20 protein-coding genes are annotated in these 21,630 nt (G+C 74.9%); 11 read left to right on the top strand and 9 right to left on the bottom strand.

What is annotated here, in order from left to right:
• Window positions 1-23 precede the first annotated feature (23 nt).
• Both ACWIX6_RS06720 and ACWIX6_RS06715 read left to right on the top strand, forming a co-directional pair.
• Window positions 24-1,943 (top strand): DUF349 domain-containing protein, encoded by a 1,920-nt coding sequence (locus ACWIX6_RS06720; protein WP_448616063.1) that lies wholly within the window; start codon window positions 24-26, stop codon window positions 1,941-1,943.
• A 16-nt stretch (window positions 1,944-1,959) separates the two neighbouring features.
• Window positions 1,960-2,661, top strand: coding sequence for an alpha/beta fold hydrolase (locus ACWIX6_RS06715; protein ID WP_448616062.1), 702 nt, complete (start codon window positions 1,960-1,962; stop codon window positions 2,659-2,661).
• Between the two features lie 68 nt (window positions 2,662-2,729).
• Here ACWIX6_RS06715 and miaB read toward each other — a convergent pair whose 3' ends face one another.
• On the bottom strand, window positions 2,730-4,166 hold the full coding sequence (gene miaB / locus ACWIX6_RS06710; protein WP_448616061.1) for a tRNA (N6-isopentenyl adenosine(37)-C2)-methylthiotransferase MiaB: 1,437 nt from the start codon (window positions 4,164-4,166) through the stop codon (window positions 2,730-2,732).
• A gap of 42 nt (window positions 4,167-4,208) precedes the next feature.
• Window positions 4,209-4,709 (bottom strand): hypothetical protein, encoded by a 501-nt coding sequence (locus ACWIX6_RS06705; protein ID WP_448616060.1) that lies wholly within the window; start codon window positions 4,707-4,709, stop codon window positions 4,209-4,211.
• 195 nt (window positions 4,710-4,904) lie between these two features.
• Between ACWIX6_RS06705 and ACWIX6_RS06700 the strand changes: the two genes are divergently transcribed.
• From ACWIX6_RS06700 to ACWIX6_RS06675, 6 genes are all read left to right on the top strand, one after another.
• Window positions 4,905-5,660 carry an amino acid ABC transporter ATP-binding protein gene (locus ACWIX6_RS06700; protein ID WP_448616059.1) on the top strand — a complete coding sequence of 252 codons (756 nt, stop codon included), beginning with the start codon at window positions 4,905-4,907 and terminating at the stop codon, window positions 5,658-5,660.
• A gap of 25 nt (window positions 5,661-5,685) precedes the next feature.
• Window positions 5,686-6,576: a glutamate ABC transporter substrate-binding protein gene (locus ACWIX6_RS06695; protein WP_448616058.1), complete on the top strand. Its 891-nt coding sequence runs from the start codon at window positions 5,686-5,688 to the stop codon at window positions 6,574-6,576.
• Between the two features lie 78 nt (window positions 6,577-6,654).
• Window positions 6,655-7,302: an amino acid ABC transporter permease gene (locus tag ACWIX6_RS06690; RefSeq protein ID WP_448616057.1), complete on the top strand. Its 648-nt coding sequence runs from the start codon at window positions 6,655-6,657 to the stop codon at window positions 7,300-7,302.
• Complete coding sequence (locus tag ACWIX6_RS06685) at window positions 7,299-8,207, top strand: amino acid ABC transporter permease (protein WP_448616056.1); 909 nt, start codon at window positions 7,299-7,301, stop codon at window positions 8,205-8,207. Before ACWIX6_RS06690 ends, ACWIX6_RS06685 begins: the two co-directional genes overlap by 4 nt.
• A gap of 294 nt (window positions 8,208-8,501) precedes the next feature.
• Window positions 8,502-8,915: a GlcG/HbpS family heme-binding protein gene (locus ACWIX6_RS06680; RefSeq protein ID WP_448616055.1), complete on the top strand. Its 414-nt coding sequence runs from the start codon at window positions 8,502-8,504 to the stop codon at window positions 8,913-8,915.
• 246 nt (window positions 8,916-9,161) lie between these two features.
• The gene (locus ACWIX6_RS06675) at window positions 9,162-9,548 is read left to right on the top strand and encodes a hypothetical protein (RefSeq protein WP_448616054.1); all 387 of its coding nucleotides are present in this window, start codon (window positions 9,162-9,164) and stop codon (window positions 9,546-9,548) included.
• Window positions 9,549-9,690: 142 nt separating this feature from the next.
• Here the strand turns inward: ACWIX6_RS06675 and ACWIX6_RS06670 are convergent, their stop codons facing one another.
• The 5 genes from ACWIX6_RS06670 to ACWIX6_RS06650 all read right to left on the bottom strand — a co-directional run bounded on the left by ACWIX6_RS06670 (window position 9,691) and on the right by ACWIX6_RS06650 (window position 13,722).
• On the bottom strand, window positions 9,691-9,906 hold the full coding sequence (locus ACWIX6_RS06670; protein ID WP_448616053.1) for a hypothetical protein: 216 nt from the start codon (window positions 9,904-9,906) through the stop codon (window positions 9,691-9,693).
• A 90-nt stretch (window positions 9,907-9,996) separates the two neighbouring features.
• Window positions 9,997-10,734 carry a regulatory protein RecX gene (locus tag ACWIX6_RS06665; protein ID WP_448616052.1) on the bottom strand — a complete coding sequence of 246 codons (738 nt, stop codon included), beginning with the start codon at window positions 10,732-10,734 and terminating at the stop codon, window positions 9,997-9,999.
• Between the two features lie 7 nt (window positions 10,735-10,741).
• Window positions 10,742-11,773: a recombinase RecA gene (recA, locus tag ACWIX6_RS06660; RefSeq protein ID WP_448616051.1), complete on the bottom strand. Its 1,032-nt coding sequence runs from the start codon at window positions 11,771-11,773 to the stop codon at window positions 10,742-10,744.
• 196 nt (window positions 11,774-11,969) lie between these two features.
• Window positions 11,970-12,164 (bottom strand): DUF3046 domain-containing protein, encoded by a 195-nt coding sequence (locus ACWIX6_RS06655; RefSeq protein WP_448616050.1) that lies wholly within the window; start codon window positions 12,162-12,164, stop codon window positions 11,970-11,972.
• A gap of 163 nt (window positions 12,165-12,327) precedes the next feature.
• Window positions 12,328-13,722, bottom strand: coding sequence for an MFS transporter (locus ACWIX6_RS06650; protein WP_448616049.1), 1,395 nt, complete (start codon window positions 13,720-13,722; stop codon window positions 12,328-12,330).
• Between the two features lie 57 nt (window positions 13,723-13,779).
• Between ACWIX6_RS06650 and ACWIX6_RS06645 the strand changes: the two genes are divergently transcribed.
• Window positions 13,780-14,967: a glycoside hydrolase family 3 N-terminal domain-containing protein gene (locus ACWIX6_RS06645; RefSeq protein WP_448616048.1), complete on the top strand. Its 1,188-nt coding sequence runs from the start codon at window positions 13,780-13,782 to the stop codon at window positions 14,965-14,967.
• On the opposite strand, the gene ACWIX6_RS06640 is transcribed toward ACWIX6_RS06645, so the two are convergent.
• Together ACWIX6_RS06640 and ACWIX6_RS06635 are read right to left on the bottom strand one after the other, a co-directional pair.
• A complete protein-coding gene (locus tag ACWIX6_RS06640; RefSeq protein WP_448616047.1) occupies window positions 14,964-16,109 on the bottom strand; it encodes an acyl-CoA dehydrogenase family protein in 1,146 nt (381 codons plus the stop codon). The genes ACWIX6_RS06645 and ACWIX6_RS06640 overlap by 4 nt on opposite strands.
• A gap of 43 nt (window positions 16,110-16,152) precedes the next feature.
• Window positions 16,153-16,374, bottom strand: coding sequence for a KTSC domain-containing protein (locus tag ACWIX6_RS06635; protein ID WP_448616046.1), 222 nt, complete (start codon window positions 16,372-16,374; stop codon window positions 16,153-16,155).
• Window positions 16,375-16,497: 123 nt separating this feature from the next.
• Here ACWIX6_RS06635 and ACWIX6_RS06630 point away from each other — a divergent pair, with 123 nt between their 5' ends.
• Both ACWIX6_RS06630 and ACWIX6_RS06625 read left to right on the top strand, forming a co-directional pair.
• Window positions 16,498-16,914, top strand: coding sequence for a VOC family protein (locus tag ACWIX6_RS06630; RefSeq protein WP_448616045.1), 417 nt, complete (start codon window positions 16,498-16,500; stop codon window positions 16,912-16,914).
• Window positions 16,915-16,979: 65 nt separating this feature from the next.
• Window positions 16,980-21,617, top strand: coding sequence for an ATP-dependent helicase (locus ACWIX6_RS06625; protein ID WP_448616044.1), 4,638 nt, complete (start codon window positions 16,980-16,982; stop codon window positions 21,615-21,617).
• The last annotated feature ends 13 nt before the right edge of the window (window positions 21,618-21,630 follow it).

The raw sequence follows: 21,630 nt of genomic DNA, 5'->3' as shown, positions 1-21,630 counted from the left end.
TGCATCGTGGGAGACTCCGTGGCGTGTCGAGCACGGAGAACACCGGAGACCAGACGCCGCACGTCGACCCCTCCCTGGATGAGACGCTGCCGGCGTCGAGCGGCCCAGCGCCGACCGCCGACGGGACGGGCAGCCCGGACGCCGCCGGAGGGCCCGCGTCGCCCGCGGGAGAGGCGGCCGGGGGGGCGTCCTCCGCGGTTCCCCCGCAGGCCGGGACGCCGGCGGTCGAGGACCCGGCGGGCACCGCGGTCGCCGACGCCGCGGTCGCCGACACCCCGGTCGACGCGCCGTCCCCGGCCGAGGCCTCCCACCTCGCCGCCGCCGCGGCCTCCGGTGACCTCGGCGACGCCTCGACGGGTGACGGCCCCGCCGGCGACCCGACCGGGGAGTCCGCCGGGGAGTCGGCCGGCGACCTGGCTGCCGCCGCGGCCGCCGGAGACCTGGGCGGCACCCCGGACGAGGCCGGCACCTCTCCGGCCGCCGACGCCGACCCCACTCCCGCAGCGCTGACCGACGCCGTCCCGCCGTCGGTCGGGGAGCTGCCCGCCGCCCCGGGGTCCGACTCACCTGCGCCGCAGCCGCCGGTCCCGCACGCCCCCGTCCCGCACGCGCCCGTCCCGCACGCGCCGGTCCCGCACCCGCCCACCCCGCACCCGCCGTCCCAGCACGCGCCGGCGCCCGCCGCCGCCGAGTCCGCCGTCCCGCCGGCCGAGGCGCCGCCGGCCGCGCCGGCGTCGGACCCCACGCTGTGGGGCCGGGTCGACGAGGAGGGCACGGTCTACGTGCGCACCGCTGACGGCGAGCGCGCGGTCGGCTCCTGGCAGGCCGGCGAGCCGGCCGCCGGGCTGGCCCACTACGGACGCCGCTACGACGACCTGGCCACCGAGGTGTCGCTGCTCGAGGCCCGGCTCGCCGCGCACACCGGCAACCCGGGCGAGATCAAGGCCAAGGCCCAGGGGCTGGCCGACACCATCCCCACCGCGACCGCTGTCGGTGACCTGGACGGCCTGGCCGCCCGGGCCCGGGCGATGGTGAGCACCGCCGACGCCGCGCTGGCCGCGAGCCGGGCGGAGAAGGCCGCGGTCCGCGCCGCGCAGGTGCAGCGCAAGGAGGCGCTGGCCGCCGAGGCCGAGCAGATCGCCGCGGACTCCACGCAGTGGAAGGCCGCCGGCGACCGGCTGAAGGCGATCGTCGAGGAGTGGAAGACGATCAAGGGCATCGACCGCAAGACCGACGAGGCGCTGTGGCAGCGGTTCGCGGCGGCGCGGGACGCCTTCGGCCGTCGCCGGGGGGCGCACTTCGCCACCCTGGACGCCCAGCGCGCGGAGTCCCGGGCGGCGAAGACCGCGCTGATCGCGGAGGCCGAGCGGCTGTCCACCTCCACCGAGTGGGGCCCGACCAGCGCCGCGATGCGCACCCTGATGGACCGCTGGAAGGCCGTGCCGCGCACCGGCCGGGACACCGACGACGACCTGTGGAAGCGGTTCCGCGGCGCCCAGGACGTCTTCTTCGCCGCCCGGACCGCGAACGACCAGCAGCGCAGCAGCGAGGAGCTGGCCAACCAGCAGCAGAAGGAGCAGCTGCTGGCCGAGGCGGAGAAGCTCGACCCGGCCAAGGACCTGCGGGGCGCGCAGAACGCGCTGCGGAAGATCCAGGAGCGCTACGACGCGGTCGGGCACGTGCCGCGCGGCGCGATGCGCGACCTGGAGGACCGGATGCGGGCCGTGGAGGAGAAGGTCCGCGGCGCCGCGGACTCCTCCCGCCCCCGGACCGCCCCGGAGAACCCGCTGCTGACCTCCATGCGGGCGGCGGTCGCCAAGGCCGAGGACCAGCTGGCCAAGGCCGAGGCCTCCGGCGACGCCCGTCGGGTCGGCGAGGCGCAGGCCGCGCTCGCCACCCGGCGGGAGTGGCTGGCCGAGGCGGAGAAGTCCAGCCGGCGCTGACCGGACCTGCCACCCCATGACCACCTACGTCCTGGTCCACGGCGCCTGGGGCGGCGCGCACGGTTTCCGCCGGGTCCGCCCGCTGCTCACCGCCGCCGGTCACGAGGTGTTCACCCCGAGCCTGACCGGCATCGGGGAGCGGGTGCACCTGACCGGTCCGCAGGTGCGCCTGAGCACCCACGTGGAGGACGTCGTCAACCACGTGCTGTACGAGGACCTCAGCGGGATCGTGCTGCTCGGGTTCTCCTACGGCGGCTTCGTGGTCGGCGCGGCGATGGAGCACATCGGCGACCGGGTCCGGTCGCTGGTCTTCCTCGACGCGTTCGTCCCCGAGGACGGCGACACCGTCCTCGGGCTGCTCGGCCGGCCGGCCGCGACCGCGATGGTCGGCGCGCCGTGGCTGGTGCCGCCCGTCGACCGGCAGTTCGACGACCCGGCAGAGGCCGCGTTCGCGGTCCCGCGCCGCACGCCGCAGCCGATCGGCTGCTTCACCGAGCCGGTCCGGCTGGCCCGACCGCTGGAGGAGTACGCCGTCCGGCGGGTCTACGTGCGGGCCACCGCCGACGCCCCGGACGCGGCCGGCGCGGCCGCGTTCGACGCGGCGGCCGCCCGGGCCCGCCGCTCACCGGCGTGGGAGTACCGGGAGATCGCGACCACCCACCTGGTCCCGCACAACCGCCCGCAGGAGCTCGCCGACCTGCTGCTCGACCTGGCCTAAGCGCTCGCTGCTCGGGGCGCCCGGAGGCGCCCGGGGTCGCTCGGGCCGGGTCGCTCAGGCGGGGAGGCTCAGGCGGGGACGCCGATCCGCGGCATGCCCAGCAGCACGCCCGGCGTCGTCGGCGTCGTCCCGGCCTCGTGCGCGTCGCCGGCCCGGGTGCGCCGGTGCGACAGCAGCGGGCCGTCGGCCACCAGGTGGTGCGGGGCGGCCTGGGTGACCACGGTCTCCACCACGTCGCCGGGACGGATGCCCGGAGCGGCGGTGAAGTGCACGAGCCGGCCGTCCCGGGCCCGCCCGGACAGCCGGCCGGTGGCGGCGTCCTTGCTGCCCTCGCCCGCGGCGACGAGCAGCTCCACGGTGCGCCCGACCTGCGCGCGGTTCTCCGCCCAGCTGATCTCCTCCTGCAGCGCGGTCAGCCGCAGGTAGCGCTCCTGCACGACCTCCTTGGGCAGCTGGCCGTCCATCTCGGCGGCCGGCGTCCCGGGGCGCTTGGAGTACTGGAAGGTGAAGGCGCTGGCGAAGCGGGCTCGGGCGACGACGTCCAGCGTGGCCTGGAAGTCCGCCTCGGTCTCCCCGGGGAAGCCCACGATCACGTCGGTGGTGATCGCCGCGTCGGGCATCGCGGCGCGGACCCGGTCGATGATGCCCAGGAAGCGCTCCTGCCGGTACGCGCGGCGCATCCGGCGCAGGACGTCGTCCGAGCCGGACTGCAGCGGCATGTGCAGCTGCGGGCACACCGCCGGGGTCTCGGCCATGGCGGCGATGACGTCGTCGGTGAACTGGCTGGGGTGCGGGCTGGTGAACCGGACCCGCTCCAGCCCCTCGATCGCCCCGGTGGCCCGGAGCAGGTCGGCGAAGGCGCCGCGGTCGCCGAACTCGGCGCCGTAGCTGTTCACGTTCTGCCCGAGCAGGGTCACCTCCAGCACGCCCTGGTCGACCAGCGCCTGCACCTCGGCGAGCACGTCCCCGGGACGGCGGTCCTTCTCCGTGCCGCGCAGCGCCGGGACGATGCAGAACGTGCAGGTGTTGTTGCAGCCGACGCTGATCGACACCCAGCCGGAGTAGGCGGAGTCGCGCTTGGCCGGCAGGGACGAGGGGAAGACCTCGAGGGCCTCCGCGATCTCCACCTGCGCCTCGGCGTTGTGCCGGGCGCGCTCCAGCAGCGCCGGCAGCGACCCCACGTTGTGGGTGCCGAACACGACGTCGACCCAGGGGGCGCGGCGGACGATCTCGCCGCGGTCCTTCTGCGCCAGGCAGCCGCCCACGGCGATCTGCATGCCCGGGCGGGCGTCCTTGACCGGGCGGAGGTGCCCGAGGTTGCCGTAGAGCCGGTTGTCGGCGTTCTCCCGGACCGCGCAGGTGTTGAGCACGACCACGTCGGCGTCGTCGCCCTCGGCCGCGGCCCGGTACCCGGCCGACTCCAGCAGGCCGGACAGCCGCTCGGAGTCGTGCACGTTCATCTGGCAGCCGTAGGTGCGCACCCGGTAGGTCTTGCCCTGTTCCACGCCGCGATCGTACGGACGACGGCCCGGCCGCCGGTCCGGCCGTCAGCCGGCGGGGTCGAGGAACCGGTCGTGCACGAAGGCGGTGGCCTGCACGGCCACGTACTTGTTGCCCGCGTCGACCACCCAGTCCCGCACCGTCCAGCGGCTCGGGGAGTAGACGCCCAGCGCCGCACCAGCGAGCACGTCGACCGGGTAGAGGACGCCGAACAGCACGTGGACCGCCCGCTGTCCCCGCAGCCCGGCCAGCGTCACCAGCCCGTGCGCCGCGCCCCACGCGCCGCCGAGCGCGAAGTGGGTGACCCAGTTGAGCCGGGTCCGCCCGCGGGCGGTCCTCGGGTGGAGTGGCAGCACCGCCTCGGCGATGTCGGCCGGCGCGTAGCTCGGCGGGCGTCCGGTCAGCGGCATCTCGACCAGGAGCTGGAACGCCGTCATCGCCGCCGTCCCCACCTCTCCGGCCAGGACCCCGCGCGCGAGGGCGGTGGCGATGCGGGACGGTGCCGTGCCGGACGGTGTCGTGGACTCCGGGTCGGGGGTCGGCGCCATGTCCGGCCGGTACCCGGACCCGCTCCCTCCACCCGGCCGCCGCCCCACCTCCCCGCCGTCCCGCCCGGCCGACGGGCCACCCAGGGTGACGGCGCGCCGGACGGCGCGGCTCCCCGGCATCGGGGCGGCTTCGTTACAGCTTCGTGATGGCCCCGCGACCTGCCCGGGTGGCGACGCCGCCTAGGGTCACCCACCGTGACCGAACGTCCGACCGGAGAGCCTCTCGTCCGCCTGTCCGGCGTCAACAAGTGGTTCGGCGAACTGCACGTCCTGCAGGACATCGACCTGACGATCGACCGCGGCGAAGTGGTCGTCGTCATCGGGCCGTCCGGCTCGGGCAAGTCGACGCTGTGCCGGACCATCAACCGGCTCGAGTCCATCGAGTCCGGCGAGATCACCATCGACGGCCAGCGGCTGCCCGACGAGGGCAAGGAGCTCGCCCGGCTGCGCAGCGACGTCGGGATGGTCTTCCAGAGCTTCAACCTCTTCGCGCACAAGACCGTGCTGGAGAACGTGACCCTCGGCCCGGTCAAGGTCCGCAAGCAGTCCAAGGGCGACGCGGAGAAGCGCGCCCGGGAGTTGCTGGACCGGGTGGGGGTGGGCCACCAGGCCGACAAGGTCCCCGCCCAGCTGTCCGGTGGCCAGCAGCAGCGGGTGGCGATCGCCCGGGCGCTGGCCATGGACCCCAAGGTGATGCTCTTCGACGAGCCGACCTCCGCGCTGGACCCCGAGATGATCAACGAGGTCCTGGAGGTGATGGTGGGGCTGGCCCGGGACGGCATGACGATGGTCGTGGTCACCCACGAGATGGGCTTCGCCCGGCGGGCGGCCAACCGGGTCGTGTTCATGGACGCCGGCCGCATCGTGGAGTCCGCCGTCCCGGAGACCTTCTTCACCAACCCGACGTCCGACCGGGCCAAGGACTTCCTCTCCAAGATCCTCAACCACTGACCCACCCGAACACCGAGAGGACCCCATGCGCATCACCCAGAAGATCGCCGCGATCGCCGCCTTCGGCGTCGTGCTGGCCGGCTGCTCCAGCGAGGCCGGCAACCAGGCCGAGGAGGCCGCCGAGGGCACCGCCGAGGTCGCCGAGGACGTCTCCTTCGAGGCGGGGACGACGATGGCCGAGCTCTCCGAGGCCGGCACCATGACCGTCGGCACCAAGTTCGACCAGCCCGGCTTCGGGCTGCTGAACCCCGACGGCGTGCCCGAGGGCTTCGACGTGGAGATCGCCAAGATCGTGGCCGCGGAGCTGGGCATCGCCGCGGAGGACATCGAGTGGGTCGAGACCGTGTCGGCCAACCGGGAGCCGTTCATCCAGAACGGCCAGGTCGACATCGTGGTGGCCACCTACACGATCAACGACAAGCGCAAGGAGGTCATCGACTTCGCCGGGCCGTACTACGAGGCGGGCCAGGACATCATGGTCGCCAAGGGCAACCCGGAGGGGATCGAGGGCCCGGAGGACCTCGCCGGCAAGAACGTCTGCTCGGTGGAGGGCTCGACGCCGGCGGAGAACATCCGCACCCAGTACCCCGAGGCCCAGCTGACGCTGTTCGACGTGTACTCCAAGTGCGCCGACGCCCTCACCAACGGCCAGGTGCAGGCGGTCACCACCGACAACGTCATCCTGACCGGCCTGGTCGCCGGCAACCCCGAGGGCTTCGAGCTGGTGGGCAACCCGTTCACCGAGGAGCCCTACGGCATCGGCCTGACCAAGGGCGACGACGAGTTCCGGGACTTCATCAACGACGTCCTGGAGCAGTCCTACGAGGACGGCACCTGGGCCGACGCCTGGGACCGCACCGCCGGTGCGATCAGCGGCCAGGAGGCCCCCGAGCCGCCGGCCGTCGACCGCTACTGACCCGACCGGACCGGCACCGCCGGGACGGGGCCTCCCCGCCCGGCGGTGCCGCGCTCCCCAGCCTCGAGAGGAGGCGCTGTGCAGTTCTTCGTCGACAACTTCCCGCTGCTCCGGGACGCCTTCCTCACGACGCTGAGCCTGTCCCTGCTCGGCGGCCTGCTGGCCCTGGTGCTCGGCACGCTGCTCGCCGCGTTCCGGGTCAGCCCGATCACGCCGCTGCGCGGCCTGGCCACCTTCTACGTGGAGACCTTCCGCAACACCCCGCTGACGGTGGTCTTCTTCTTCATGATCTTCGGCCTGCCGCAGATCGACTTCTCGCTGTCCTTCTTCACCGGGTCGGTGGTCGCCATCGGCCTGTACACCGCGGCGTTCGTCTGCGAGGCGGTCCGCTCCGGCATCAACGCCGTCTCCCCGGGCCAGGCCGAGGCCTCCCGGGCGATCGGGCTCACCTTCGGGCAGTCGCTGCGCGAGGTGGTGCTGCCACAGGCGTTCCGCACGGTCGTCCCGCCGCTGGGCAACGTGTGGATCGCGATGGTCAAGAACACCTCGATCGCCGCCGGGTTCGCCGTCACCGAGCTGACCGCCTCCCTGCAGCGGCTGTCCAACGCCAACGCCGGTGAGCTGCTGCTGGTGCTGCTGGCCGTGGTGGCCGGCTACATGCTGATCACGGTCCCGTCGGCCTACGCCATCAACCGCGTCGAGCGCCGGGTGGCGATCCTGCGATGACCACGCCCGTCCTCTTCGACCTGCCCGGCCCCAAGGCCCGCGCCCGGATCCGCATCGGCACCGTCGTCGGCGCCCTGCTGGTGCTGGCGGTCGTCGCCTTCGTGCTCGTCCGGCTGGCCGGCAACCAGCAGCTGGACCCACAGCGCTGGGCGGTGCTGTTCGACCCGGCCAGCGGCGTGCCCCAGGCCCTCGGCGAGGCGCTGGTCCGGACGCTGCAGGTGGCCGCGGTCGGGATGGTCTTCGCCACCGTCTTCGGGCTGCTGCTGGCGGTGGGCCGGCTGTCGGACCACCGCTGGGTGCGCATCCCGGTCGCCACGCTGATCGAGTTCTTCCGCGCCATCCCGCTGCTGGTGGTCATCTTCACGCTGTACTTCGTGCTCCCGAGCTTCGGGGTCCGGCTCAGCGCCTACGCCGCGCTCACCGGCGGGCTGGTGCTCTACAACATGGCCGTGCTGGCCGAGATCTTCCGCGCCGGCATCCTGTCGGTGGACCGGGGCCAGCGGGAGGCGGCGTTCGGCATCGGCCTGCGCAAGTCCCAGGTGATGACCCTGGTGCTGCTCCCCCAGGCCGTCCGGCGGATGCTGCCGGTGCTGGTGGCGCAGCTGGTCGTGCTGCTCAAGGACAGCTCGCTGGGTTTCATCATCGGGTACTTCGAGCTGCTCCGGCAGGCACGCAGCCTGGTGGAGTTCTTCACCCCGCGCTTCGGCAACGAGTACACCTTCCAGCTCTACGTGGCCGCCGGGCTGATCTACATCCTGATCAACGTGGCGCTCTCCCAGGTGGCCAAGGTGATCGCCCGGCGCACCAACCGGGACCGCCGCACCGCCGGGACGACGGCGGTCGGGCTGCCCGACGAGATCACGCCGCTGGACGCCGCCACCCCGGGACCGTCCCGGACCGCCTGACTGCCCCTGCACCGTCCGGCCCGTCCCAAGGGTCGGCGACGGCCCGCCCGTCCCGACGCCATGGCCGTTCCACGTGCTGCAGGGCACTCGTGCTCACCGTGCTGTCCGACGGCCCTCGGCGATCGGCCCGGACGGTGACCTCCCAACGACACAGGGGTGGCATGTGGAGCGGTGGCCTGGATCACGCTTTACTACCGCCACGGAGTCCGGAGGTCCCGTCGGACCTCCGGAGCCGTCCCATCCCTGCTGCAGGCAGGGCGCACCGTCGCATCACCCGAGTGCAGTGGAGGCACGATGGGCAGGCAGATCACCCTGGAACAGGCGGATGCGGTCATCGAAGCCTGCAAAGCGGAGGCGACGACCATCGGGCAGCCGATGAACATCGCCGTGGTCGACGACGGGGGCAACCTGGTCGCGTTCGCGTCCATGGACGGCACGAAGCTCATCGGCGTCGACATCTCGCAGAAGAAGGCGCTGACCGCCGTCTACTTCCAGACCGACACCCGCGAACTGGCGGGCCTCGTGCAGCCCGGACAGCCACTCTTCGGCATCGAGTCGACCACCGGTGGGCGCCTCGTCGTCTTCGGTGGTGGGGTGCTGTTGACCGATGCCGACGGTGCGGTCACCGGTGGCGTCGGCGTGAGCGCCGGGACGGTCGAGGAGGACCACCAGGTCGCCGAGGCCGGCCGGAGGGCGTACTCGGGCTGACGTCCGGCCCGGCGACCACCGGGCCGACGTCCCGAGGCGGGTCACCGGGCGGCGGCCCGCCCGCGGGTGGTGTCACGTGGCCGCCGGATGCGCGCATGGTCGACCTCAGTTGTGCCACGCGTGACGGGGGCTGCTGGTCCGCACACCGCGTCGCGTCGACCGGCGCGCGGATTGACGGGTCGACGGTGCACTGCTTGGCACTTCCAGCCCGTTCCGGCCCGGGCACGGACTGCCGAGATCAAGGGCATGACTGCCGCAGCTCCCGTCCTAGCCCCGGACCTGGCCGACACGGCCCAGCTGTTCGTGAGTCGGCTGCGCTCGTCGGCCGCGGGGTTCGCCGCTGCCGCCGGCGCGGAGTCCGCGGTCGTGCGGGAGGCGGTGCCCCCGGCCCGGCACCGCCGCTCCCGCTGCCGCGTCGTGCTGCGCTACCCGTCGGGCGAGGAGAGCGACGTGACCTTCCTCGGCCCGGTGAGCTCGCCGGCGCGGGCCAAGGAGCTGACCATGTCGCAGTTCAACACCTCGATCCAGCTGTGGCTCGGTGCCGGCCAGGAGCGCGGCCGCCGCTGGCTGGTGCCGGACGACGACGCCGCCGACGGTGTGGCCGTCGACGTGATCGCCTGGCTGGACCGCTGACCACCGGTCGTCGCCGGCCACGCGACGACTCCTGAACGCCGACAGCCCGGATCCTGACGGATCCGGGCTGCTGGCGTTGTGGGCTGCTGGCGTCCAGGCTCTCGGCGTTCTGGGCAGCGTCCTGGGGCGGACGGGGGTGCGGTCAGCCGCCCGACCGGCCACCGCCGAGCAGCCAGCTGTGCTGATTGCCGCGACCGCGGGCGGCCTCCGGGCCGGAGACGGTGCGGCCGGCCACGTCGGAGGAGGTGCGGCCGGCATCCAGCTCGGCCAGCGCCTCGAGGCGGCGACGCCGGCTCCGGACCAGGCGGATGGTCAGCAGGACCGCGCACAGCGCAACCAGGGTGAGCACGAGGTCCATCAGGGCCCTCCGGTCGACGGCGCCCCGGCCGGGGTGCTCAGGCGCCCAGTATGCGGCCGCGGGTGCGGAGGGGCGCCGGTCGTCACCCGGTCAGGGCAGGTCCGGCCCGTCGGCCTCGGGATCGTCGTCGGCGCCGGTGAACAGGTCGTCGAGCGCCTCCCGGACCACGATGCCCGCGAGGCCGCCGCCGTAGCCCTTGCGGGCCAGCATGCCGATCAGGCGCCGCTCGGCGGTGACCCGGTCCAGGCGGCGCATGCCGGGCGCCTTGCGCTCCACCAGCCGGCGGGCGGTGTCCCACTCGAGCTGGGGGTCGAGCTCGGCGACCGCGGCGGCGGCCACGTCGCCGTCGACGCCCTTGGTGCGCAGCTCCTGGGCCAGCGCCCGGCGGGCCAGGCCCCGGCCGGCCTGGCGTGAGGACACCCACGCCGCGGCGAACGCCGCGTCGTCGATCAGCCCGACCTCGGTGAACCGGTCGAGCACCGCCTCCGCAGCCTCCGGGGGCACGTCCTTGCGGTCCAGCAGCTCTGCCAGCTGCTGCCGCGTCTTCGCGGCCCCGGTGAGGGCGCGCAGGCAGATCCCGCGGGCCACGGCCTCCGGGTCGGCCATCTCGTCGTCGGCCGGGCCGTCCGCGGGGCCCGGTTCGCCCGGGGCGCCGGGATCGGCGGGCTCCTCGGCCGGCCTCCGGCGTCGGGCCCGGCCGCCGTCGCCGAAGGAGGACCGGCCGCCCCCGAAGCTGCCCCGGCCCGAGCCACCGGCGCGGCGGCGACCGGGCCGGCGGGCGCCCTCGCCCGCCGGCTCCGGGCCCTCGTCGAACAGGGAGTCGGTCACCGGAGGATCAGAAGTCCGCCGGCTCGTCCGCGGGCGCGTCGAGCTTCGGCCCGATGCCCAGCTTCTCCTTGATCTTCTTCTCGATCTCGTCGGCCAGGTCGGGGTTGTCCCGCAGGAAGGTGCGGGCGTTCTCCTTGCCCTGCCCGAGCTGGTCGCCCTCGTAGGTGTACCAGGCACCGGACTTGCGGACGAAGCCCTGCTCGACGCCGATGTCGATCAGCCCACCCTCGCGGCTGAAGCCGGTGCCCCAGATGAGGTCGAGCTCGGCCTGCTTGAACGGCGCGGCCACCTTGTTCTTCACGATCTTGACCCGGACCCGGCTGCCGACCGCGTCGGTGCCCTGCTTGAGGGTCTCGATGCGGCGGACGTCGAGCCGGACCGAGGAGTAGAACTTCAGCGCCCGGCCACCGGTGGTGACCTCCGGGGAGCCGTAGACCACGCCCACCTTCTCGCGCAGCTGGTTGATGAAGATCGCGGTGGTGCCGGAGTTGCTGAGCGCACCGGTGATCTTCCGCAGCGCCTGGCTCATCAGCCGGGCCTGCAGACCGACGTGGCTGTCGCCCATCTCGCCCTCGATCTCGGCGCGGGGCACCAGGGCGGCCACCGAGTCGATGACGATGACGTCCAGCGCGCCGGAGCGGATCAGCATGTCGGCGATCTCGAGCGCCTGCTCACCGGTGTCGGGCTGGCTGATCAGCAGCGCGTCGGTGTCCACGCCGATGGCGCGCGCGTACTCCGGGTCCAGGGCGTGCTCGGCGTCGATGAACGCCGCGATGCCCCCCGCGGCCTGGGCGTTGGCCACCGCGTGCAGGGCGACCGTCGTCTTGCCGGAGGCCTCCGGGCCGTAGACCTCGACGACGCGGCCGCGGGGCAGGCCGCCGACGCCGAGGGCGATGTCGAGGGCGATGGAGCCGGTCGGGATCACCTTCATCGCGACCTCGGGCGAGTCGCCCAGGCGCATGACGGAGCCCTTGCCGAACTGCTTGTCGATCTGGGCGAGGGCCATGTCGAGGGCCTTGTCGCGGTCGAGCGTTGCCATGGTGGCCACCTTCTGGTGTCGCGGGAAGCGGGTCGTCGCCGACGCTAGGGCGGGGGTCCGACAGTTTCGCCGGACCGGGCCCACCTGTGGACGACGTCGAGCCCTGTGGACGCCAGGCTAGGCCGAACGTGTGTTCGAATCCAGCGACACGCCAGAGGACGTGCCCAGGGGCGTGCCGGGCAGCAGGAGGGAGCCCTCAGCGCCTCTTCGGTGGGACGTCGTACTCGTCGCAGATGGCCAGCCAGACCGACCGCACGGGCACCCCGGCCTCGATGGCCTCCACCGCCGTCCGCCCGCCGACGGCGGCGAGGACGTGGTCCCGGGCCACGCTCTCGGCGCGGATCGACCCGAACTGGTCGCGCATCCTGGACCAGAACTCCTGCAGGCGCACGGGCACGACGGTACCCACCAGGGCTCCGGGCGACCGCCGGCACCGTGCCCCGCGCCTAGGCTGGACCCATGTTCCCCAGCACCGGCTCGGGCACCTGGGACCTCCTGCTGCAGCTCGCCGTCGCAGCGGTGCTGCTGGTCAGCATCCTGCTGCTGGTCCGCGACTACCGCCGGCGCCGCTGACCGCCGTCGGCCGGGGCCGGACCGCTGTCCGCCCGCTCCGCACCGCCCGAGGGGGCACCGGCCGGGTCGGGGGCCGTCGTCCCCGGAGCCCGGCGGGCACCGGCCCACACGACCGCCAGCGGGACGACGAGCGCTGCCGAGACCACCGCCACCAGACCGAAGCCGCCCCAGGCCAGCAGCGGCCCGCCGACGGCGCCGGCCAGCGCGGCACCGAGGCCCATGAGCAGGTCGGTCGCGCCCTGCGCCGTGGGGCGCACGTCGGCGCCGACCGCCTCGGTGACCATCGTGGAGCCCGCGACCAGCCCGCAGGACCAGCCGAGGCCGAGGGTGAACAGCCCGGCCCCCAGCTGGACGGCGGCTCCTGGCGGCGCGGTCCCGGCCACCAGCGCGGCGAGCAGCAGCAGCACAGCGCCCAGGGCCACGGTTGCCGAGCGCCCGGCCCGGTCGGCCAGCCAGCCGACGACCGGCGAGAAGAGGTACATGCCGGCCACGTGGACGCTGATCACCAGGCCGATCACCCGCAGCGTCGTGCCGCCGGCGTCCAGGTGGCCCGCGCCCATGTGCACCGGCGTCATGACCATGAGCCCGACCATCACCGCGTGCGAGACGACGACGGCGGTCAGCCCCAACCGCCCGCCCGGGGTCGCCCATACCGCAGCCAGCGCCGCACGGGTCCCCGTCCGCCGCACGGCCACCTGCGGGCCCGCCCCGGCCTTCAGCCGGCGGGCCAGCAGCAGCGGGTCGGGCCGCAGCAGCACCAGCGCCCCGGCCGCGACGACGGCGAACACCGCGATGGGCAGCACGAACGCCCCGCCCAGGGGCGGCAGGCCCAGCCCCCGGCCCAGGTCGTCGCCGGGGCCGGCGAGGTTCGGCCCGAGCACCGACCCGACGGTGGTGGCCCAGACGACCAGTGACAGCGCCCGGCCGCGGCGCTCGGGCTCGGCGAGGTCCGCGGCGGCGTACCGGGCCTGCAGCGTGCTGGTCGTGGCCGCGCCGAAGAGGAAGAGCCCGGCGACGAGCAGCAGCAGCGAGGACAGCGCGGCCGCGGCGACCACCAGCAGCGCCCCGCCCATGGCGATGCCGTAGCCCAGCGCCAGCCCCGCCCGCCGGCCGGCCCGGTCGCTCACCCGGGCCAGCGGCAGGGCGATCACCGCGGCCCCCAGGACGCTGGCGGTCTGGCCCAGACCGGCCGCGGCGTCCGAGCCGGCGACCTCCCGGGCGAGCAGGCCGCCGACGGTGATGCCCACGGTGACCCCCAGGCCGCCGAGGGCCACGACGGCCGACAGCAGGGGCAGCGTCCGTCGCTGGACGGCGGCCGCCTGCGCCGCGGCGGATGACGCGGGGACCTGCGGGGCGGGGGGCAGGTCGCCGGTCACGCGGCGAGTCTGCCCGCCCGGTCGCACTCCGTCACCCCGGGTGGGTACACAGGGAGGATGCGCAGCCGAGCCGCCCGTGCCGCCCTGCTGACCGGCGCCCTGCTGCTGACCGGCTGCGGGAGCGGGGCGTCCGGGACGCCGGCCGCCTCGGCTCCCCGGCCGCCGGACCCGACGTCGGCATCGGGGGACCGGTCCCCGGACGCCTCCCCGGCGCCGGCCGGGTCGTGCGCCGAGCAGACCCTGGCCGGGCTGGACCGGCGGGCACGGGTGGGGCAGCTGCTCATGGTGGGGGTACCGGCGACCGACCCGGTCGGCGGCTACGGGTCCGTGGCCGACGTCGGCGTGGGCGGGGTCTTCCTCGCCGGCCGCAGCGCCGCCCCCGCCGAGGAGGTCGGGGCCGCCGTCGCCCGGCTCCAGGAGGCGGTGGAGCTGCCGCTGCAGGTGGCCGTGGACCAGGAGGGCGGCGCGGTCCAGACGCTGCAGGGCCCCGGCTTCGACCGGCTGCCGCCCGCGCTGGAGCAGGCCCGCCGGCCGCCGGAGGAGCTCCGCCGGACGGTCGCCGGGTGGGCCGGGCAGCTGCGGGCCGCCGGCGTCACCATGGACCTCGCGCCGGTCGCGGACACGGTGCCCGCCGGCACCGAGGACGCCAACCCGCCGATCGGGGAGTACGACCGCCACTACGGCACCGACCCGGCCGCGGTGTCCGCGGCGGTGACCGCCGTGGTCGCCGGGCTGCAGGACGCCGGGGTCGCCGCCACGGTCAAGCACTTCCCCGGGCTGGGCCGGGTCGACGTCAACACCGACACCGACACCGGCGCCGCGGACCCCGAGACCTCCCCGACCGACCCCCACCTGCAGCCCTTCGCGGCGGCGGTGGACGCCGGTGCCGCGGCGGTCATGGTCAGCTCGGCGCGCTACCCGCAGCTCGACCCCGACCGCTCGGCCGTCTCCTCCCCGGCCGTCCTGGCCCTGCTGCGCGACCGGCTCGGGTTCGACGGCGTCGCGGTCAGCGACGACCAGGGCGCCGCGGTGGAGGTGTCCGACGTCCCGGTCGGCCAGCGGGCGGTGGACGCGGTCGGCGCCGGGGTGGACGTCGTCCTCACGATCGTGGCCGAGGACGCCGCGACGATGGCCGGGGCACTGACCGAACGCTCGGAGGCCGACCCGGGGTTCGCCGAGCGGGTGGACGAGTCGGCCCTGCGGGTGCTGGCCCTCAAGGAGCGGTTCGGCCTGCTGACCTGCTAGAGGCCCATCGACCGCCCGACGATCTCGCGCATGATCTCGTTGGTGCCGCCGTAGATCGACTGCACGCGGGCGTCGCGCCAGGCCCGGGCCACCGGGTACTCCTCCATGTAGCCGTAGCCGCCGTGCAGCTGCAGGCAGCGGTCGGCGACCCGGTTCTGCAGCTCCGTCGTCCAGTACTTGGCCATGGCGGCGTCGGTCGCGGTGAGGTCGCCGCTGCCCAGCTGCCGGATGCACTCGTCGAGGAACGTGCGCGCGATGGTCACCTCGGTCTGCAGCTCGGCGAGCACGAACCGGGTGTTCTGGAAGGAGCCGACCGGCTTGCCGAACGCCGTCCTCGTGGTCACGTACTCCACCGTCTGGCCCAGCACCGTCTCGGCCATGGCCACCGCCGTGACGGCGATGGACAGCCGCTCCTGGGGCAGGTTCTCCATCAGGTGCCCGAAGCCGCCGTGCTCGGTGCCCAGCAGGTTGGCGGCCGGCACCCGGACGCCGTCGAAGAACAGCTCGGCGGTGTCCTGGGCCTTGAGCCCGACCTTGGCCAGGTTGCGGCCGCGGGTGAACCCGGGCATGCCGCGCTCGACGACCAGCAGGCTGGTGCCGCGCGAGGCCGGCGCGTCCGGCGCGGTCCGGGCGACGACGACCACCAGGTCGGCGTTGACGCCGTTGGTGATGAAGGTCTTGGCGCCGTCGAGCACCCAGTCGTCGCCGTCCCGGCGCGCGGTGGTGGTGATGCCCTGCAGGTCGCTGCCGGTCCCCGGCTCGGTCATGGCGATGGCGGTGACCAGCTCGCCGGCGCAGAAGCCGGGCAGCCAGCGCGCCTTCTGCTCCTCGGTGGCCAGGTCGCGCAGGTACGGGCCGACGACGTCGTTGTGCAGCGGGAAGCCCACGCCGGTCGCGCCGATCCGGGTGAGCTCCTCGTCCAGGACGGCGGCGTAGCGGAAGTCGCGCACCCCGCCGCCGCCGTACCGCTCGTCCTGGTCCATGCCGAGGAACCCCTGCGCTCCCGCGCCGGTCCACACCTCGCGCGGGACGATCCCCTCGTCCTCCCACCGGGCGTGGAAGGGCGCCACCTGCTTCTCCAGGAACGCCCGGACGCTGTGCCGGAAGTCGTCGTGGTCGGCCTGGTAGAGCGAACGGCGCATGCTCCGGAGTCTGGCCGAGCCGGTGGGCCGGCGGGAACCGGGGTCAGCCCGCCCGGTGCACGGGGCGGTACGCGTACCGGGGCTTGATCCGCGCGTTGAGATGGCGGCCGAGGCTGTCGGCCTCCAGGAAGGCCAGCGCCTCCTCAGGCGGGACGTCGAGGTAGTCGTAGACCCCGCCGCCGTGGAACTCGACCTCGAGGACGGAGTGCTCGAGGTCGTACCCGACAGCGCGGATGGTGGAGGACTGCACACGCGCTCGCCTCATCACCGCTCCCCCGGACCCGCAGAACTACACGAGTGTAGTTCTGAGCGAGTCGAGGGAACGGCTCGTCGACATGTCGACGAGCGTCCGGAGGCGGCCACCCGGGTCGGCCTCCATGCTCACCCCATGGCCATCCCCACCAGGTCCTTCTCCCACGTCCGGCTGACCGTCAGCGACATCGACCGGTCCCGGGCCTTCTACGACGACGTCTTCGGCCTGCCGGTCGCCTTCGAGGTCCCCGCCGACGCCGACGAGGCGACCCGCGAACAGCTGTGGTGGCTCTACGGCGGCGTCGTCTACGCCCTCGGCGACTCCCTGCTCGGGCTGCGGCCGGTCGGCGGTGACCGGTTCGACGAGGACCGCACCGGCCTGGACCACCTGAGCTTCGCCGTCGCCTCCCGCGCCGAGCTCGACGCCGCGGTCGCGGTCCTCGACGAGCGCGGCGTCGCGCACGGAGGGGTCAAGGACATCGGCGTCGGCGCCATCCTGGAGTTCCGCGACCCGGACGGCATCGCGCTGGAGCTGTTCGCGCCGGCGGGCTGACCGCCCGGGGCTCTCAGCCTGGCGGGGGACGGCGAACTGTCGTCCCCCTGTGGACACTGGACGACGTGCCCGCCGCCCCGTCCGCCCCCTCCTCGGCGCTGGACCGGTTCTCCGCGCCGACCCAGGCCTGGTTCACCGGTGCCTTCGCCGAGCCGACCGCGGCCCAGGAGGGCGCGTGGCAGGCTATCAGCAGCGGTGAGCACGCGCTGGTGGTGGCGCCCACCGGGTCGGGGAAGACGCTGGCGGCGTTCCTCTGGTCGCTGGACCGGCTGGCCGCCGGGCCGCCGCCGGCCGACGAGCTCACCCGCTGCCGGGTGCTCTACGTCTCCCCGCTCAAGGCGCTGGCCGTCGACGTCGAGCGCAACCTGCGCGCCCCGCTGGCCGGGATAGGCCAGGCCGCGGCGAGGCTGGGCCTGCCGCGGCCGGAGATCGCCGTCGGCGTGCGGTCCGGGGACACCCCGGCCGACGAGCGGCGCGCCTTCGCCCGCCGGCCGCCGGACATCCTGATCACCACACCCGAGTCGCTGTTCCTGCTGCTGACCAGCCAGGCGCGGGAGGCGCTGCGCGGGGTGGAGACGGTGATCCTCGACGAGGTGCACGCCGTCTGCGGCAGCAAGCGGGGAGCGCACCTGGCCGTGTCCCTCGACCGGCTCGACGAGCTGCTCGAGCGGCCGGCGCAGCGGATCGGCCTCTCGGCCACCGTCCGCCCGATCGAGGAGGTGTCGACCTTCCTGGCCGGCGGGCGGCCGGTGCAGGTCGTGGCCCCGCCGTCGACCAAGCAGTGGGACCTCTCGGTCGTCGTCCCGGTCGAGGACATGAGCACCCTGGGCCAGCCGACGGGCGAGCTGGAGGGCTCCGCGGCGGGCAACCAGCCGCGGACGTCGATCTGGCCGGCAGTCGAGGAGCGGGTGCTCGACCTCATCGAGGGCCACCGCAGCACCATCGTCTTCGCCAACTCCCGCCGGCTGGCCGAGCGGCTGACCAGCCGGCTCAACGAGCTGGCCTACGAGCGGACCACCGGCGAGACGCTGCCGCCGGGCACCAGCGCCGCGCAGGTCATCGCGCAGGCCGGTGCGGGCGGCGGGCTGCCGGTGGACTTCCGCCCGGTCGCCTCCGCGCACCACGGGTCGGTGTCCCGCGAGCAGCGCGCGGTCGTCGAGGAGGCGCTCAAGAGCGGCCAGCTGCCCGCCGTCGTCGCCACCTCGAGCCTGGAGCTGGGCATCGACATGGGCGCGGTCGACCTCGTCGTCCAGGTGGAGTCCCCGCCCAACGTGGCCGCCGGGCTGCAGCGGGTGGGTCGGGCCGGGCACCAGGTCGGCGCGGTCAGCGAGGGCGTGATCTTCCCGAAGTTCCGCGGCGACCTGGTGCAGAGCGCCGTCGTCGCGGAGCGGATGCGCGCCGGGGCGATCGAGTCCACCCGCTACCTGCGCAACCCGCTGGACGTGCTGGCCCAGCAGGTGGTGGCCATGGTGTCCGAGCGGCCCCGCACGGTGGACGAGGTGGCCGCCGTGCTGCGCCGGTCGGCGGCCTTCGCCTCGCTGCCGGACTCCGCCCTGCACGCGGTGCTGGACATGCTGGCCGGCCGCTACCCCTCCGACGCGTTCGCCGAGCTGCGGCCCCGGCTCACCTGGGACCGGGTCACCGACACCCTCACTGCTCGCTCCGGCGCCCAGCGGCTGGCCGTCACCAGCGGCGGCACCATCCCCGACCGCGGCCTGTTCGGCGTTTTCCTGGTGTCCGGTGCCGGGGAGGGCGGCAAGCGCGTCGGGGAGCTCGACGAGGAGATGGTCTACGAGTCGCGCACCGGCGACGTCTTCCTGCTCGGGTCCTCCTCCTGGCGGATCGAGGAGATCACCCACGACCGGGTACTCGTCTCCCCGGCCCCCGGTCAGCCGGGGAAGATGCCGTTCTGGCACGGCGACACCCTGGGCCGGCCTCTGGAGCTGGGCCGGGCGCTCGGCGCCTTCCTGCGCGAGGTCGGGTCGGCGACGCCCGAGGCCGGCGCCGAGCGGGCGCGGGCGGCCGGGCTGGACGAGTGGGGCGCGGCGAACCTGCTGGCCTACCTGGCGGAGCAGAAGCAGGCCACCGGCCACCTCCCCGACGACCGGACGCTGCTGGTCGAGCGGTTCCGCGACGAGCTGGGCGACTGGCGGCTGGTCGTGCACTCCCCCTTCGGCGCGCAGGTCAACGCCCCGTGGGCGCTGGTGCTGGCCGCCCGGCTGCGGGAGCGGTACGGCGTCGACGTGGCCTCCATGCACTCCGACGACGGGATCGTGCTGCGACTGCCGGACACCACCGGCGAGGTCCCCGAGGCCGACCTGGCGCTGCTGGACCCGGACGACGTGGAGCGCGAGGTGACCGCCGAGGTGGGCAACTCGGCGCTGTTCGCCAGCCGGTTCCGGGAGTGCGCCGCACGGGCGCTGCTGCTCCCCCGCCGTGACCCCCGCCGGCGCACGCCGCTGTGGCAGCAGCGGCAGCGCGCGGCCCAGCTGCTGTCGGTGGCCAGCGAGTTCTCCGCCTTCCCGATCACCCTGGAGGCCGTGCGGGAGGTGCTGCAGGACGTCTACGACGTGCCCGGGCTGGTCGAGCTGATGGCCGACGTGCGGGCCCGTCGGGTCCGCCTGGTCGACGTGCAGACCCAGACGGCGTCCCCGTTCGCCCAGTCGCTGCTGTTCGGCTACGTCGGCCAGTTCATCTACGAGGGCGACGCGCCGCTGGCCGAGCGGCGGGCGCAGGCGCTCGCGCTGGACACCGGCCTGCTCGCCGAGCTGCTGGGCCGCTCGGAGCTGCGCGAGCTGCTGGACTCCGACGCCCTCGGCGAGATCGAGGCCGAGCTGCAGCGGCTGCCCCTCGACCGGCACCCCCGCGACGTCGACGGCGGCGCCGACCTGCTCCGGGTGGTCGGCGACCTGACCGTCGCCGAGGCCGGCGTCCGCGGCGTGCCGGCAGCCTGGCTGGAGGAGCTGGTCACCACCCGCCGGGCGCTGCAGGTGCGGATCGCCGGCGAGCTGCGGTACGTCGCCATCGAGGACGCCGGGCGGCTGCGCGACGCGCTGGGCACCGCGCTGCCGGTGGGTGTGCCCGAGGTGTTCACCGAGCCGGTCGCGGACCCGCTCGGCGACCTGGTCGGCCGCTACGCCCGCACCCACGGTCCGTTCGTCCCCGGCGAGGTGGCCACCCGGCTCGGGCTGGGCGTGGCCGTGGTGACCGCCACGGTGCAGCGGCTGGTGGGCAGCGGGCGCCTGGTGACCGGGGAGTTCCGTCCCGGCGGGATCGGCCAGGAGTGGTGCGACGCCGAGGTGCTGCGGTCCATCCGCCGGCGCAGCCTGGCCAAGCTCCGCCAGGAGGTCGAGCCGGTCCCGGTGGGCACGCTGGCCCGCTTCACGCCGTCCTGGCAGTCGGTGGGCAGCCGGCTCCGCGGCGTGGACGGCGTGCTGGCGGTGGTGGAGCAGCTGGCCGGGGCGCTCGTGCCGGCCTCGGCGCTGGAGACCCTGGTGCTGCCGTCCCGGGTGCCGGGCTACTCCCCCGCCATGCTCGACGAGCTGACCAGCGCCGGCGAGGTGCTGTGGGCCGGTGCCGGGAGCTTGTCCGGCGGGGACGGCTGGATCACCCTGGTGCCGGCCGACGTGGCACCGCTGCTGCTGCCCGAGCCGCCCGGCGGTGCGGTCGACGAGGGTGGGGCGGCCGCCCAGGTGCTCGAGGAGCTGGCCGGCGGGCAGGCGCTGTTCTTCCGGTCGCTGTCGGACCGGGTGGGGGCCACCGACGACCAGGCGTTCTCCGACGTGGTCTGGGACCTGGTCTGGGCCGGCGCCCTCACCAACGACACCCTCGCCCCGCTCCGCGCCCGGCTGGCCGGCGGCGGCACCCACCGCAAGGCCCCCGCCGCGCCGCGGGCCCGGCTCGACCGATCGCGGTACGGCCGGACCCGGCTCGGCCGGCCCGCTCTGCCCAGCCGCACCGGCCCGCCGACGGTGGCCGGCCGCTGGTCCCGGCTGCCGGACCTGGAGCCGAACGGCACCAAGCGGACGACGGCGCGCGCGGAGTCGCTGCTCGAGCGGCACGGCGTGCTCACCCGCGGGGCGGTGATGGCCGAGCAGGTCCCGGGCGGCTTCTCGGCGGTCTACCCGGTGCTGCGGGCGTTCGAGGAGAACGGGCGGGCGCGCCGCGGGTACTTCGTCGAGTCACTGGGGGCCGCGCAGTTCGGCACCCCCGGGTCGGTCGACCGGCTGCGCAGCTTCGCCACCCTCGACCGGGTGCCCGGCGGCGCGGTCGTGCTGGCCGCCACCGACCCGGCCAACGTCTACGGCGCCGCCCTGCCCTGGCCGGAACGGACGGTCGGCACGGCCGAGGACCCGGCCGGAGAGGAGGTGCCGGCGGTGGACCTCGGCGAGGGCACCGGGCGGCGCAAGGCCACCGGACACCGGGCCGGCCGCAAGGCCGGCGCCCTGGTGGTGCTGGTCGACGGGGAGCTCGTGCTCTACGTCGAGCGGGGCGGGAAGACGCTGCTGTCCTGGACCGAGGACGAGACCGCCCTCAAGGAGGCGGCCACCGCGTTGTCCGGCGCCGCGGCGTCCGGCGCGCTGGGGCGGATGACGGTGCAGAAGGCCGACGGCGCCTCGGTGCACGAGGCGGGCCCGCTGTCCGCGGCGCTGCAGGCGGCCGGCTTCGCCGCCACGCCGCGGGGCTTGCGGCTGCGCGGCTGAGCCACGGGGGTTG

Source organism: Modestobacter sp. URMC 112, assembly GCF_053502575.1.
This window is presented reverse-complemented; position numbering and strand designations above follow the sequence as displayed.